General features: G+C 41.0%; 11 protein-coding genes. 8 read left to right on the forward strand and 3 right to left on the reverse strand.

The genetic code is table 11. The annotated features are described in order from the left end of the window. Positions 1-64: 64 nt before the first annotated feature. Complete coding sequence (era, locus tag J2W55_RS10105) at positions 65-940, forward strand: GTPase Era (RefSeq protein WP_310095131.1); 876 nt, start codon at positions 65-67, stop codon at positions 938-940. A 139-nt stretch (positions 941-1079) separates the two neighbouring features. Beyond that, positions 1080-2381, forward strand: coding sequence for a ribosome biogenesis GTPase Der (gene der / locus J2W55_RS10110; protein WP_310095134.1), 1302 nt, complete (start codon positions 1080-1082; stop codon positions 2379-2381). Positions 2382-2386: 5 nt separating this feature from the next. Here der and J2W55_RS10115 read toward each other — a convergent pair whose 3' ends face one another. Continuing rightward, positions 2387-3967, reverse strand: a complete 1581-nt coding sequence (locus J2W55_RS10115) for a S41 family peptidase (protein ID WP_310095137.1) — start codon at positions 3965-3967, stop codon at positions 2387-2389. Between the two features lie 102 nt (positions 3968-4069). Between J2W55_RS10115 and murQ the strand changes: the two genes are divergently transcribed. Together murQ and J2W55_RS10125 are read left to right on the forward strand one after the other, a co-directional pair. Beyond that, positions 4070-4876, forward strand: coding sequence for an N-acetylmuramic acid 6-phosphate etherase (gene murQ, locus J2W55_RS10120; RefSeq protein WP_310095140.1), 807 nt, complete (start codon positions 4070-4072; stop codon positions 4874-4876). 111 nt (positions 4877-4987) lie between these two features. Further along, entirely contained in the window at positions 4988-5554 is a 567-nt protein-coding gene (locus J2W55_RS10125; protein WP_310095143.1) for a hypothetical protein, read from the forward strand. A 103-nt stretch (positions 5555-5657) separates the two neighbouring features. Here the strand turns inward: J2W55_RS10125 and J2W55_RS10130 are convergent, their stop codons facing one another. Then, entirely contained in the window at positions 5658-6947 is a 1290-nt protein-coding gene (locus tag J2W55_RS10130; RefSeq protein WP_310095146.1) for a D-alanyl-D-alanine carboxypeptidase/D-alanyl-D-alanine-endopeptidase, read from the reverse strand. Between the two features lie 94 nt (positions 6948-7041). Between J2W55_RS10130 and J2W55_RS10135 the strand changes: the two genes are divergently transcribed. Further along, a complete protein-coding gene (locus J2W55_RS10135; RefSeq protein WP_310095150.1) occupies positions 7042-8289 on the forward strand; it encodes an aspartyl protease family protein in 1248 nt (415 codons plus the stop codon). Positions 8290-8360: 71 nt separating this feature from the next. Continuing rightward, on the forward strand, positions 8361-11000 hold the full coding sequence (locus J2W55_RS10140) for a zinc-dependent metalloprotease (protein ID WP_310095154.1): 2640 nt from the start codon (positions 8361-8363) through the stop codon (positions 10998-11000). A gap of 118 nt (positions 11001-11118) precedes the next feature. Here J2W55_RS10140 and J2W55_RS10145 read toward each other — a convergent pair whose 3' ends face one another. After that, entirely contained in the window at positions 11119-11391 is a 273-nt protein-coding gene (locus J2W55_RS10145; RefSeq protein WP_310095157.1) for a hypothetical protein, read from the reverse strand. A gap of 207 nt (positions 11392-11598) precedes the next feature. Between J2W55_RS10145 and J2W55_RS10150 the strand changes: the two genes are divergently transcribed. Together J2W55_RS10150 and J2W55_RS10155 are read left to right on the forward strand one after the other, a co-directional pair. Next, positions 11599-12369, forward strand: a complete 771-nt coding sequence (locus tag J2W55_RS10150; RefSeq protein ID WP_310095160.1) for a collagen-like domain-containing protein — start codon at positions 11599-11601, stop codon at positions 12367-12369. 203 nt (positions 12370-12572) lie between these two features. After that, entirely contained in the window at positions 12573-15488 is a 2916-nt protein-coding gene (locus J2W55_RS10155; RefSeq protein ID WP_310095164.1) for an outer membrane beta-barrel protein, read from the forward strand. Positions 15489-15546: the final 58 nt, after the last annotated feature.

The raw sequence follows: 15546 nt of genomic DNA on the forward strand, positions 1-15546 counted from the left end.
TAATTGGACTGCAAAGATATAATTCGTTTCTTTGCAGTCCAAATATATTTTTAATTATTTTTATATGAGTCATCAGGCAGGTTTTGTAAGCATAATTGGTAAGCCCAACGCCGGTAAATCAACCCTTATGAACGCCCTTGTTGGCGAAAATATGTCAATCATCACTCCCAAGGCTCAAACTACACGCCACCGTATATTGGGTATTGTGAATGATGAAAACTACCAGATTGTGTTTTCCGACACTCCCGGCGTAATTAAACCCCACTATGCCCTGCATGAAAGTATGATGCACCAGGTAGATGGTTCGATTGTTGATGCCGACCTTATCCTGTTGGTTACTGATATTTATGAGGAGTATGACGAGGCCGATGTGTTGAAAAAACTGGAAGGCTCACTGGCACCCATAGCTGTACTTATCAATAAAATTGATCAAAGCGACGAAGAGACTGTTAAGAAAAAAGTAGAATTCTGGCAGGAAAAATTAAAGCCCAAGGCTGTTTTCGCTATTTCGGCATTATTGGGCCATAACATTAAAGCCATCATGGACTTTGTTATTGAGAACCTGCCAGAGCACCCCGCCTATTATGAAAAAGATGCGCTGACGGATCGCAACGATCGTTTTTTTGCGTCGGAAATGATCCGAGCACAAATATTTAAACAATACAAAAAAGAAATTCCGTACAGTAGTGAAGTTATTGTAACCGCCTTTGTTGAAGGCGAAACCCTGCACCGTATCAGCGCCGAGATTATTGTTGAGCGCGACTCACAAAAAAACATACTGATAGGCCAGGGCGGTAAAATGCTTAAAATAGTGGGCACCTATGCCCGGCGCGATATGGAAGACTTTTTTCAGCGCAAGGTTTTCCTGGAGATGTTTGTAAAAGTGATACCTGACTGGCGCAGCAAAAAAAATTACCTTAAAAAATTCGGATACGAATAAAACACAGATGTGATATCTGAGATATTAGATTTGAGATAAATCTGGTATTTATAAATTAATGAAATAATTTTGGTGTGAATTTGATAACGGGCCCAAGAGCGTCTCCTATTTCAAATCTAACATCTCAAATCTAAAAAGAATGAGCAATATAGTAGCCATAGTGGGCAGACCTAACGTAGGCAAATCAACTTTATATAACCGCTTAACCGAAACCCGCAAAGCCATTGTTGACGATTTTAGCGGTGTAACCCGCGACAGGCATTATGGTGTTTCTGAGTGGACCAACCATCATTTTACTGTAATTGATACCGGGGGTTATGTAGCCAACTCTGTTGATGTGTTTGAAGCCGCTATTCGTGAACAAGTGGAGATTGCTATTGAAGAGGCTTCTGTTATTTTGTTTATGGTTGATGTTACTACCGGTATTACTGATCTTGATGACGAAATTGCCAATTTGCTGCGCAGAAGCAAAAAACCGGTATTTGTGGTGGTAAATAAACTGGACAACAACGCCCTTTTGGCCGACGCTACTGTTTTTTATAGTTTAGGCCTGGGCGAAATATATAACATATCGTCCATGACGGGATCAGGCACCGGGGAATTGCTTGACGAAGTGGTTAAACATTTTGAAGATGAATTTCCGGAAGAAAACACCAGGCCTAAATATGCCATTGTGGGCAGGCCGAATGTGGGCAAATCATCTATTATAAACGCGCTGATTGGTAAAGACCGTAATATAGTTACTCCGATAGCCGGTACCACCCGCGATTCTATACACATACATTACAATCAGTACGGGCATGATTTTATGCTGATTGATACCGCCGGTATGCGTAAAAAAACAAAGGTTAAGGAAAATATTGAGTTTTACTCTGTTATGCGTACCATCAAAGCACTTGAAGAAGCTGATGTGGTAATCCTGATGATTGATGCTGTTGAAGGTATTGAGTCACAGGACATCAATATATTTCATCTTGCCGAAAAGAACAAAAAAGGCGTGGTAATTGTGGTGAATAAATGGGATTTGATTGAAAAGAACAATAAAACGATCAAAGTATTTGAAGAACAGATCCGCGAAAAAATAGCGCCTTTTACTGACGTGCCCATAGTTTTTACCTCTGTTACCGAAAAACAACGGGTACTAAAAGTAATTGATGTGGCCAATCAGGTTTATCAGAACAGGGCACGAAAGATATCTACTTCTAAACTGAACGAGGTAATGTTGCCCATTATCGAAAACTACCCGCCGCCATCCATTAAAGGCAAATACGTTAAAATTAAATATATCACTCAAATTGCGGGCGTGTCACCAATGTTCGCGTTCTTTTGCAATTTGCCACAATATGTGAAGGAACCCTATTACCGTTTTATAGAAAATAAATTAAGAGAGAATTTTGATTTTTCCGGCGCGCCTGTGCAGGTTTGGTTTAGGCAAAAGTAAAATGATCATATGTTCAGGGCTTTCTTAAATGCCTCATCATTATCATTTATTACCTGGTAAAATGCATTATCGCCCCATTTAAAACGAGCGGCATTGGCTTTAAGCACACTCTTGATGTAATCCCTGGAGATCAACAATTCGTGCGAATCCATTTCTTTGAGTTTTTGTGATGAGTAAAGGATAAAATCGTGAAGATCATTATCGCTTACTGTATACTGTTTTATAAAATCACTGTCAGTTGCAAACCGGTTTAAAACAGGCTGCATCCTGTCAATCACGAAGGCCGAAAAAAGCTGCTGGTCAATTAAATTTTGAATTAATAATGTGCTTTGAGAAGTATCTGCCGGCACAAAAACATCGGGCATTATTCCGCCGCCGCTAAAAACCTTGCGCCCGTTAAGGGTATGATATGATGAGCCTTTAAAAACCGTATCGCTCCTGTTGCTTTGTTCAGAAAACAACTCGCCTTTTTGCATGCGTGCTGCCAGCTCATTACGATAGCTTTCCAGGCCACCCCTGTATGATTTTTGTATTGACCGCCCTGATGGGGTATAATACCTGGCAACGGTTAAATTTACAGCCGAGCCATCCCCAAACGGAAATTGTTGTTGTACTAACCCCTTGCCAAATGAGCGCCGGCCAACAATAGTAGCCCTGTCAAGATCCTGCAATGCTCCTGCCAATATTTCACTGGCCGATGCCGAATATTCGTCGATCAATACAGTTACCTTTCCCTGTTGAAACGAGCCGGAATCTGTTGCAAAATAATCGGTGCGTGGCTCATGTACACCTTTAGTGTAAACAATTAGTTTTCCTTTACCTAAAAATTCATCTGCAAGTGATGTTGCCGCATTCAGGTACCCGCCGCCATTGCCGCGCAGATCAAGCAGTAATTTACTCATTCCATCTGCTTTAAGCTTCGTCAGGGCCTTGCGGAAATCGGCATCGGTTGTTGACGCAAACTTGCCAATTTTAATGTACCCTGTATTTTTATCAGCCATATATGCAGCATTTACACTGCTGATGTCAACGCGTCCGCGCTTTATAGCATATGTTTTTATCCCATTACCAAATGTAACACCAAGCAAAATAACGGCGTCCTTCTGTCCCCTGAAAATGTTATTTACCCTTTCGGTTGTAAGTTTGGTGCCCGAAAACTTTTTATTATCTACATTAATAACCTTGCCGCCAGCCAGCAGCCCTGTTTTCGCAGCTGGTCCGCCGGCATACACCTGGGTAATGATCAGCGTATCGCGCAACAACTGGTATTCAATGCCAATGCCATTAAAACCACCATCCAGCCGTTCATTGATTGACTGGGCCTGCTGCGGTGGTAAATAAAGGGAGTGCGGGTCAAGGTTTTGCAACAGATCGTTAACTGATACCCCTTCAATACTGTCGATATTAACACTGTCAACATAATTTTGGCCTACCAGTTCTAAAACTTTTGATAGTTTGCCTGAGCCCGAAAATGAAAACCCAAGGTTACGGTCAGCAAAGTTATGGTCGCTTATCAGCAACCCAATAGTTATCCCCACCAATATCAGGATCATCGTCCTGAAAATAACGCCTGCAGTTTTTTTCATGTTCAATAAGCAAAGTTAATCAATGCTAAATCAATAATTTTTATTGACACCGTTGCATTTGATGTTTTTTACCGAATTTTGTTATAAATTATTTGAAATTTAATGGAAACCATCACCGAAAGGGAATCGCATTATAAGAATTTAGAGCAGCTATCTGTTCTTGAGATACTTGAGAATATCAATAAAGAAGATCAAACAGTACCCCTTGCTGTTAAAAAAGCGCTGCCGCAAATTGAGCAGCTGGTTACTATAACCGCTTCAAGGATGAAAAATGGCGGACGGCTGTTTTATATTGGTGCCGGTACGAGCGGCCGTTTAGGCGTGGTTGACGCTTCTGAGTGCCCGCCAACATTTGGAGTTCCGTTTGATATGGTTGTTGGTCTTATTGCCGGTGGCGATGGTGCTATACGCAAAGCGGTTGAATTTGCAGAGGATGATACGGAGCAAGCCTGGAAAGATCTGCAGGAATTTGAAATAAATGATAAGGACGTTGTTATAGGCATAGCAGCATCCGGTACCACCCCTTATGTAATAGGCGGGTTAAAAATGGCCGCTCAAAACAATATAATAACCGGCTGTATAGTTTGCAATAGCGGCAGTCCGGTTGCTGCCGAAGCCCAATACCCGGTTGAGGTAATTACTGGGCCGGAGTTTTTAACCGGCTCAACAAGAATGAAGGCGGGAACGGCGCAAAAGATGGTTTTGAATATGCTGAGTACCAGTGTAATGATACAACTGGGACGCGTAAAAGGAAATAAAATGGTTGATATGCAGCTAAGCAACAATAAACTGGTTAACCGCGGAGCTCGCATGGTGATGGAAGAAACCGGCTTAAATGAAGATGATGCTGCAGCTTTGTTAAAAAAACACGGAAGTGTAAGAAGCGCTGTAGATAACTTTAATAAATGATGTGCAATTAGCAGTTGTACATATTAATGAACAGATTGGTTGGTGTTCAAATGTGGTGAGGTGTTAAATATTAATTTATATATCCGCTCATTTGAAATTGAAATTTGAGGAATGCACGAGATAGAACCATATTACCGCTGGCGAGACGATTATATAGCATCGGAAGATGAATATTCACCTTTTTATGCAACTGAATATAGCGAGTTTGAATTTGATAAGCAGGTTTACAATTACCTGCTGCACCCGCAATGGGATTCCTTTGGCTCCAATACCCTGTACCTGAAGGTACTGTTTGCCGATTATGAGAAAGGATATACTATTATTGAATTTATTGGCGAATGGAACGATGCCATTAACAATGATATTATGATGCTTAAGCGTGAATTGCTGGAACTGATGATTGATAACGGAATTAATCATTTTATACTTATCGGCGAAAATGTACTCAATTTTCATTCGTCTGATGATTGTTATTATGAAGAATGGTTTCAGGATGTGGAAGACGGCTGGATTGCAGGTATCAATTTCAGGGAACATGTAATAGACGAGTTTAAGCGTAATAATATTGATTATTACATTAGTTTTGGAGGTGTGCTTGATGACCTGGGTTGGCGTACACTAAAACCCATACAGGTATTTAAAAAAGTAGAAGAACAATTGGAGAGACGACTAAATTAAGTCCCATTCAACCCTGCCAAAAAAAGGACGGCGCCAGACTACCTGTAACCGGTAAGTTAAAATTGTAATTAAAAATCTCCGCCCCGGCGAAGGTTTAACTGGATCAAAACTCTTCATGAATGTAAGTCATGATCCTCACCATTTCATCCCTTATTTCCTTTACAGGCCGTGTGAAATTATTGTTCATGAATGAGAATGCCAGCCGCTTGCCTTTGCGGGTAACCAGGTAGCCGCTCTGGTTGTAATTATTTGATAACGATCCTGTTTTTGCCCAAACAAATACTTGCCCGTTATCAGTTTTATAAGCGTTTTTGAGTGTACCGGTTGCACCGCCTGCAGGTAGCATGCTTTGCAAAAGCCGTTCATCTTTTACTTCATCATGGATCTTGCACAGCAGGGCGATGATACTTCTTGGAGTAAATAAATTCATGCGCGAAAGCCCGGAACCATCAACCCATTGCAGGGCATCCGGAAGGTCATTTAAAAAATTAGCCTTTGAATAATTGATCACCGAATCGGTATTCAAGGTATTAAACTTTACCGATGAACAAACCAATAACAGTTGTTCGGCAATAAAATTATCGCTGGGTTGCAGCATACGCCGGTAAACAGAATCGGCATTAGTATTATATATTATTTTAGCGTTAACGCTTAATGGCAGGTTTACTGGCCATACCGGCTTTTTAAGTGTATCGCGCAGTAGAGCAAGCGTTAATTCAGGGTTTGTCTTCCACGGAATCTCCTGCCTGAAATTTGAAGGTACTGCCATTTCCGGGTAAACAAAATTATTGCTCAAAAAATCGCGTTTAACCGTAAATTTATCCGGACGATACGTGATGTCGGCATTCAGATACCGCTTAAAATAAGCTGGTTTAATTTGCAGGTTGCCATCTTGATCGGCATATAGTAGGGCCACATTGTCCTCGATGGGCAAGGCGGTTATTTCGGCCTGATAATAATCATTATAATCGTTCCAGGCCCAGCCCGCTCCATAAAAATCATTGGTATAGCCATTGGTTGAATAATAGAGTTTTTTATCACTTCGTTTCAAAAAATTTAATCCGTTTATACCCTTAAGATCAGTGTGCAGAAATGAAGGATCACCCGAGCCCCAGAACACCAGCGAGTCATGACGCAACTCATACCGCAGTGCAGGGATTGAATCGCCCAGTATTTTAAGACAAGTGTAAAAAGTGAACAACTTTGTATTTGAAGCCGGGATAAAATATTTATCAGAATTTAATTCATATATCATTTTCTTATCATCCAGGTCATATAAGGCAAACCCGGTAAAATGATCCTTGATTATCTGTGAGTGCTTGAACTGCTTTTTTATCTTCCGTTTTTTAATTGACCGACCATAAACGGTATCATTAAATAGCAATAAGCTCATTATTGTTAGCAGAAATACAAAAGTTGTTTTTAGCATAATTTAATTCAGTTTAACCAATTATTGTTGTAAATTTAATATACCAACTATAATAACCTTGCTACGTACGTTATTTCATAAATTAAGGCGATTCCGGGCGTTATGGCTGGCGTGTTTACTTTCGGGTTGCTTTTTAACTGCGCAGGCTCAATATTTTGATCTTGATTACCATAAAAAAAAGATCACTATCCCGTTTAAGCTGGTACGCAGCCTTATGGTAATAAAATTAAACATTAATCATAAAGGCCCTTATAATTTCATATTAGACACCGGGGTTGGACTCATGATAATAACCGATCCCAAATTAGCCGATTCAATTTATATTCCAAACAAACGCACCTTAAAAATACCCGGATTAGGTGAAGGCGAAGATGCTGAAGCCTACGTTACCTCACCGTTAGATGTTGAAATACCTGGTCTTGTAAGTTATGACGTAGCCGCCGCTATACTAAAAAAAGACCTTTTTAGCTTGTCTGGCTACGCTGGTATGCCCATACACGGACTGCTCGGCTACGAGTTTTTTAACAATTTGGCTGTTAAAATTAGTATTCAGGACAGCACTTTAACGGTTTGGCGTCCAAAAGACCTTAAGGTATTTAGGAAAGGGGTCCCTATTCCCATTACCATTGAAGACAGGAAACCTTATGTTGAAGCCTGGGTAAAATTGCAGACCGGCGAAAATATTAAAACCAAACTCATCATTGACCTGGGTGCAGGGCATCCCGTTTCTCTTGAAAATATTATAAAGCGTTATGGACTACCTCAAAAATTTATTGCCTCAGCCAATCTGGGTATAGGTTTAAATGGCCCTATTAATGGCTTTATAGGACGTGTGGAGTCGCTCGAATTGGGTAAATTTAAAGTTAAACAGGTTATAGCATCGTTTCCCGATACCACCAATAATCAGAGCGCTTTATCCGTAAAAAGAGATGGCAACCTGGGTATAGGTATTCTTAAGCGATTTTCTGTTATATTAGATTATGCCCATAACACCATGTATCTAAAAACAGGTTCGCGCTTTCGGGATCCGTTTGAACATGACATGAGCGGATTGGAATACTATGCCGCTGGTAATAACTTTGACCGCATTATTATTAATCGCGTTGAGCCCGGATCAGCAGGTGACGAAGTGGGTTTGGAACGGGATGACGAAATTGTTGCCATTAATTTTAAGCCAGTTGCAAAAATGACCCTCGAAGAAATTGACGATCTGTTTAAATCAAAAAACGATCGGAGCCTTTTACTTGATGTGTATCACGATAAAAAACTGGACAAGGTAATACTTACTTTAAAGCGCCGTATCTGATATTATTATTTACACAGTATAAGTATAAAAGTGATATTTTGATTAAGTTTACCTTAAAACTATTGTTATAAATGAATAAACAATTCCTTGTTCGGCACAGTATGCGCGGCGCTGTGTATTTGCTTGTTGTTTTAGCCAGTTCTTGCGCTACTAAAAAACAAGCTGCAAACCAAACTTTAACGCTTAAAACTACTACCAGCCCATCAGGAACGGTGTCAACAGCAACGGTTGGCCCTCCTAAAAAAGATGGTATTAAAAAGTTCAGCGATCTCATAACCGACAAAATAAAGGCCGACAGCGGGCTTTTTAACACGTATAAAGTTGAAGGGAAATATTATTATGAAATCCCCGATTCATTAATTAACCGCGAAATGCTGGTTGTTACCCGTTATGTTAAAACCCCAGGCGGCTTAAAAACCTTTGGCCAGCAATACGGCGGCGAACAATTGAACAATCAGGTATGGAAGTGGGAACGTCATGATAAGCAAATTTTTATCCGGGTACCCAGCTACTCAATAAGGGCCGATAGTACCACCGATATGTACCAGTCAGTTAAAAATTCAAACCTTGATGCTGTACTGGCTGCATTTGATATTAAAGCTTTTAATAAGGACACCACAGGTGTACTAATTGATGTTACCGACTTTTACAACGGCGATGTAACTGCAATTGGGCTTAGTGATGATGTGAAAAAAGCTTACAAAATTTCGGGGGTTGATAATACGCGGTCATATATCGATACTATTAAAAGTTTTCCGATAAACCTGGAAACTCACACTTTAAAAACGTATCGTTCCGGCGAGTCGCCTACCGACAATTCTAATGGAGCTGTGTCTTTTGAGCTTAACACATCTATGTTGTTATTGCCCAAAATGGCTATGAAAGCCCGCATTAGTGATGACAGGGTAGGTTTTTTTGGCCAGCGCCAAACAGATTACGGAACCGGTGCGCAAAAGGCACAGGTAACGGCTTATATACACCGCTGGAAACTTGAACCTAAAGACCCCATTGCCTACGCTAAAGGTGAATTGGTAGAGCCCAAAAAACAGATAGTTTATTACATTGATCCCGCTACTCCAAAAAAATGGATTCCATACCTTATTCAGGGAATAAACGACTGGAATAAAGCTTTTGAAGCCGCCGGCTTTAAAAATGCAATTGCCGGTAAGGAAGCACCAACACCAAAACAAGATCCGGAATTTAGTACCGAGGACGCGCGCTATAGCGTGATCAGATACTTTGCTTCTGATGTTGAAAATGCTTATGGACCGCATGTTTCAGATCCGCGGAGCGGCGAAATATTAGAAAGTCACGTAGGTTGGTACCACAACGTAATGAGCTTATTACGCGACTGGTATTTGATACAGACCGCTGCCGTAAATCCTGCTGCCCGTAAGGCCCGGTTTACTGATGAGCAAATGGGTGAGCTGATTCGCTTTGTGTCCTCACACGAAATTGGACACACGCTGGGGCTGCCCCACAATTTTGGCTCAAGCTACGCTTATCCGGTTGATTCACTACGCTCAAAATCATTTACTGATAAGCATGGAACCGCTCCTTCTATTATGGATTATGCACGCTTTAATTATATAGCCCAGCCTGGTGATGGAGTTACACACCTTTACCCGCAAATAGGCGAATACGATTTATGGGCAATTAAATGGGGCTATAGCTGGTTCCCAGGTAACAAAAACCCACAACAGGAAAAAGAAATATTGGCAAACTGGACCAATGAGCGCGCTGGCAATCCACTATATTATTTTGGCAGGCAGGGCACATCTATTGACCCCCGTTTACAAAACGAGGATCTTGGTGACAATGCTATGAAGGCCAGCGCCTATGGCATTGCAAATTTGAAGCGTATTTTACCAAATCTCGAGAAATGGACCTATCAAAAGGGCGAGAACTTTAGTGATGTATCTGAGTTATATAACGAAGTAATAGGTCAGTTTTACCGTTATATGGGCCACGTATCTACCAATATTGGAGGCATGAACGAAAACTTTAAGACTTATGATCAAAAAGGTGCTGTATATGATTTTGTAAGCAAAGCCCGGCAACGTGATGCTGCTCTTTTTTTAAACAAGCAATTGTTTGAAACTCCGCTTTGGCTTATCAACAAGTCTGAACTAAGCAAATTTGATAATGGCCTTGTACTTAACCGTATTAAGGCGCTGCAGGTTGCTGTACTGGCCAATATACTTAATCCATCAAGGCTGGCACGGATGTATGATAATGAAGCAAAGAACAGCAATAAGGCGTACACCGTTTCGGATCTATTTGCAGACTTACGCGCTGGTGTTTTTGGCAATAATAAACCGGATGCTTATAAACGTAACCTGCAACGCGGCTATGTTGAAAATATGAAGAATATGCTTAATACTGATGTAAGCATTTCCTTTCCAGGGGTTACCAGCACTCAGCTGGCGGCTTTTGGTTTAACTCCCATCAACATAGCCCTATCCGATATCAGGCCGATGGTACGTGCAGAATTAAAGAAAATAGATGCAGGGTTGCCAAAAGGGGGCGACGCTTTAACAGCCGCTCATTTTGCCGACCTGCATTTAAGGATCAAGGAAGCTCTTAATCCCATGCGGCCGGTAATTAATTTTACGCCCCTGCTTATGCGCGGCATAAATACGGATGAAATTTTAAAAGAAAACATCGATGGCAGCTACAGGAATTGCTGGCCACGAACAATTATAGAATAACTATCCGTAATTAAAAATCTCTACAGATCCTGCTTTAAATCTCTAAGGCAGGATTTTTTTATGCCCGACAATCAAACAGTATGGCTAAACATTAGCAATGCCTGCCTGTAAATCATTGCTATTTGAGCTGGCTGATATTTTCAAAAAAAGCAACCTGAAGATCAAGCAATGACCTTACATTAATTTTTTCTCCATAAGCATCAAAGCATAAAAACTTTGTACTTTCAGGATGATCCCTTCGCTTTTTTTCAAAAAAGTTAAACGTTTCAAAAAAGTAATGATTGGTTGTTACATGACTTTTTTTATTTGTTTGTGATGCGTTTAGCCTGAAGCCTATTGCGTCTATCCAGTTGTGCACTTTAGAGTGCAATGTGTTGCTGATGTTATTCATAGGTTAATAAGATTTTAAGTATAACGAAATACAATATTTTTTGTTGCTGTTTTTTGCTGCTATTTTTTATTATTTATTTATTTTTTATATAGCGACTAAGGGAAATTTATTTTAACGTAATAAATCGGTTTCGTCTTAGTAAAGCTTGTAACTAATTACGCATCCGTACGTAATAATGTTACTATAAACCTTCAAAACACTAAATTCATGAGAAAACTATTACACTTATTTACTATGCTATCGGTGTGCCTGCTCTGTATGGGTTCATGTAAAAAAGTTGGTGTTCCCGGTCCAACCGGCGGTACTGGAGCTGATGGGGCACAGGGCCCGCAGGGTAATACAGGAGCACAGGGACCAGCCGGCCCGCAAGGAGCAACCGGAGCTACAGGTGCAACCGGAGCTACGGGGGCCACAGGTGCTACCGGCGCAACGGGTGCGCAAGGACCCGCCGGCCCACAAGGACCAGCCGGGCCAACCGGAGCGACAGGCGCAACTGGGGCTACCGGTAATACAGGTGCTACCGGAGCAACGGGAGCCACCGGTGCTACTGGCCCGCAAGGACCAGTTGGGCCTCAAGGGCCAACAGGACCTGCAGGCGCTGATGGCAAAGACGGCTCCATGGATGTTAAAAGCTATTTATTGCTTAACAGGAGTGTTACCTTAACCGGTTTTACCAACTTTTCAATACCTGCTATTACACAGGATATTGTGGACAGCGGCGTAATTTTAGCTTACTTCAGAACAACCGGCAGTAATACGGGTTATTATGCCTTACCTTATAGCGAAGCCGGCCGTACCATAACCTTGTCTGACTTTGGTGTAGGTTATGTAAACATTAAAGCCAATTTTTCGCAAACAGGCCTTGATTTTAAAATTGTTATCTTTCCGGGTAGCAGCCTTACCACGTTGCAGGTTAAACATCCCGGCATCAACCTTAAAAATTACAACGAGGTTGCAACAGCGCTTCATATAAACTGATTCTCACATAAAACAGCTAAACAAAAAAGCTGGCGTTCCCGGCTTTTTTTGTTTAATATCTGTAACAATGGTGTGATTGATAGCTCTTTAGAGCCGGAAGTGTAACAATCATATGCTTTTTTAATATTTAATACTTTATAAATTGAACATTTGCATCCAAATTATGTCTTATGACTAATTAAAAAAGCAAGCTGAAACAATTTATGAAGCCCCTGTTCCTTATTTTAAGTTTAACATTTTTAAGCATATTCAATACCTATGCGCAAACAACCCATGATGTAAGTGGTACCGTTGCCGACTCAACCAAGTTATCATTACCGGGCAGTAGCATCAAGCTGGTATCAAACGGTGGTGATAGTACCATGTCTATTGCTGATGCCAATGGTAAGTTCATTTTTGCCGGAGTTAAAGGCAGTAAAATTACCCTCACCATATCATCTATAGGGTTTACGGCTGTTAAAAAACATTTTGCGCTTGATAATGATAACAAACCGGTTGATCTGGGTAATATTATTTTGCAGCCACAAACCAATATGCTAAACCAGGTAACCATTGTTGGCGCAGCAAATCCCATTACGCTTAAAGAAGATACCGTGGTATATAACGCTGGTTCCTATAAAGTACGCGAGAACGCTCCGGCTGAAGATCTGCTCAAAAAACTCCCTGGTGTTGATGTAGATGTGAATGGTAACATTACAACCCAGGGTAAACAGGTAACCAAGGTGCGCATAAACGGTAAGGATTATATGGGGGGCGATGTTCAAAGCGCAACCAAAAACCTGCCGGCTGATATTATTGAAAACATACAAATGATTGATGATTACGGGGATCAGGCAAATTTAACAGGTGTTAAAACCGGCGAGCCCGATAAGATCATGAACATCACGATCAGGAAAGATAAAAACTACGGCTACACTGGCCAGGCTACCGCCGGTGATGGTGAGGATGCATTGCCCAAAAGCCAGGGTATCCCAAATCAAAACCGTTACATTGGGTCATTAAATGTTTTCACGTTTAACGGTGATCAGCAAGTTGCTGTTCAGGGTAGTTTTAATAATACAAACGTAAACACCTTTTCTTTTGGTAGTGCCGGCGGCGGACGTGGCGGTAATTTTGGAGGCGGCGGCGGACGCGGGAACGCCGGGCGTGGCGGCTTAAACTCCGGAAGCCTTATAACTGCTCAAAACGGTATTACTGTTGCCCGTTCTATTGGGGTAAACTTTCGCGATCAATGGGGTAAAAACTTTTCGGTATATGGCAGTTATAGCTTTGCCGATAACACCACATCAACCACTAATAATATATTTCAGCAAAACACTTCATCAACTAATCCAAGCGAACAACAGCAATATAGCCTTGAAAAAGATCAGAATATAAACCATCGTTTTACCTGGAACATGGAGTACAAACCAGACACTGTAAACTACCTAAAAATTACGCCGACATTTTCTTACGCCGGTACAAACACCAATGAAACAGATAGTGTATCGCTTACTCAAAAGCAAGCAATAACTTCGGCTTATAATTCTTTTACCAATGGCGATTCGCAGGCGCCTAATTATGGCATTTCGGCGTTGTACAATCACAGATTCCCGCATCGCCGTAACTTAAGCATTTTTGCTAATGCAAGCTCGGCTCCAAGTTGGTCATACCAAAACCCTATTTATAATTATACGGCCGGCACACCTGCCGCTCCTGTAAACCAATTAATAAATACCTATAGCCGTACAAATAGTTATGGTGTAAATTTATCATACCTTGAGCCGCTTGGCAAACGTTCATACCTTGAACTTAATTATGCGTTTAACCATTCTGTTACAGCCAATAACAAAGAAACAGATACCCTAAGCAGCACAGGTAGTTATAACCGGTATGATTTGTTAAGCAATCAATACAACTATACTTTTACTACCAATAAAGTTGGTTTAAACTATCGCTTTGTTGAAAAGAAATATAACTATACCTTGGGTTTAGGTGTGCAACCCTCTGTTTTAGACGGAGACTCGCCATTAAATGATATTGAAACACACAGATCAACCTTTAATATTATTCCCACTGCCAGGTTTATTTATAATTTCTCACGCAGCAAAGCCTTCAGCGTTAATTATAACGGGTCAAACGCTGCACCAAGCTTCAGCCAGCTGCAACCCGTTGTCGATTTCTCGAATGCCCTTTACCCGGTTGTAGGTAACCCAAACCTTAACCCGGCATTCACAAACAATTTTTCTATCAGGTATAACAATTTCAGCTTTGCTACAGGTAATGTATTTTTTGCTAATTTATCCTATCAGCAAATAAATAACCAGGTTGTAACCAATACTATTACTTCAAATACATCAAACAGAATCTTAACACAATATTTAAATGCAGATGGTTACTATAACATATCAGGCCGTGTAACCTACGCCAAACCATGGGCTCAGCGTAAATACTCACTCATATTTAACGGCACCGCTACCTATAATAATAATGTGGGTTATTTAACAAATGTTGACCTGGACCCACTTGTTGCTACACAGGCAGAAATTGATGCCGCAAGACAAAAAAACCTTGCTAAAAACCTGGTCTTAACTCCCGAATTACGTTTCAGGGTTGATATAACTAATGTAATTGATGCTCAAATTTTAAGCAATTACGCCATCAACAGAACAAGTAACTCTGTAAAAAATGACTTTAATGATGGCTTATCAAATGTCAGAACCTGGAACTTAGGCATCAACGGAAAAAATTATTTTGGCGACTGGGTGTTTAGTTATGATTATACAAAAGCTACCAATTATGGCTATGCTTCAAATATTCAGGTAACCAATCCAAACATCTTGAATCTTTACGTTGAACGCAGGTTCCTGAAAAATAAAGTAGCTACTATCCGCCTTTCGGGATTTGATTTATTTAACCAAAACACGGGCTTTACATCTGTCCCAACAGCCAGTTCCCTTACACAAACACGTGTTAACCGGCTTGCCCGTTACTACTTACTAACCTTTACGTTGCGTTTGCAAAAATTTGCCGGCAAAGCTCCGGTACAGGATGACCGCGGCGGGCGGGGATTCAGGGACGGCGGAGGAAGGCGCGATGGCGGCAACACGGCACCAGGCGTTCCCGGTGGCCCCCAATAATATAAACCCAAAAAACCATCCGGAAGGATGGTTTTTTTATGATCAATTTAGGTTTATA

It is taken from the genome of Mucilaginibacter pocheonensis (genome assembly GCF_031456535.1).
Lineage (GTDB): Bacteria > Bacteroidota > Bacteroidia > Sphingobacteriales > Sphingobacteriaceae > Mucilaginibacter > Mucilaginibacter pocheonensis.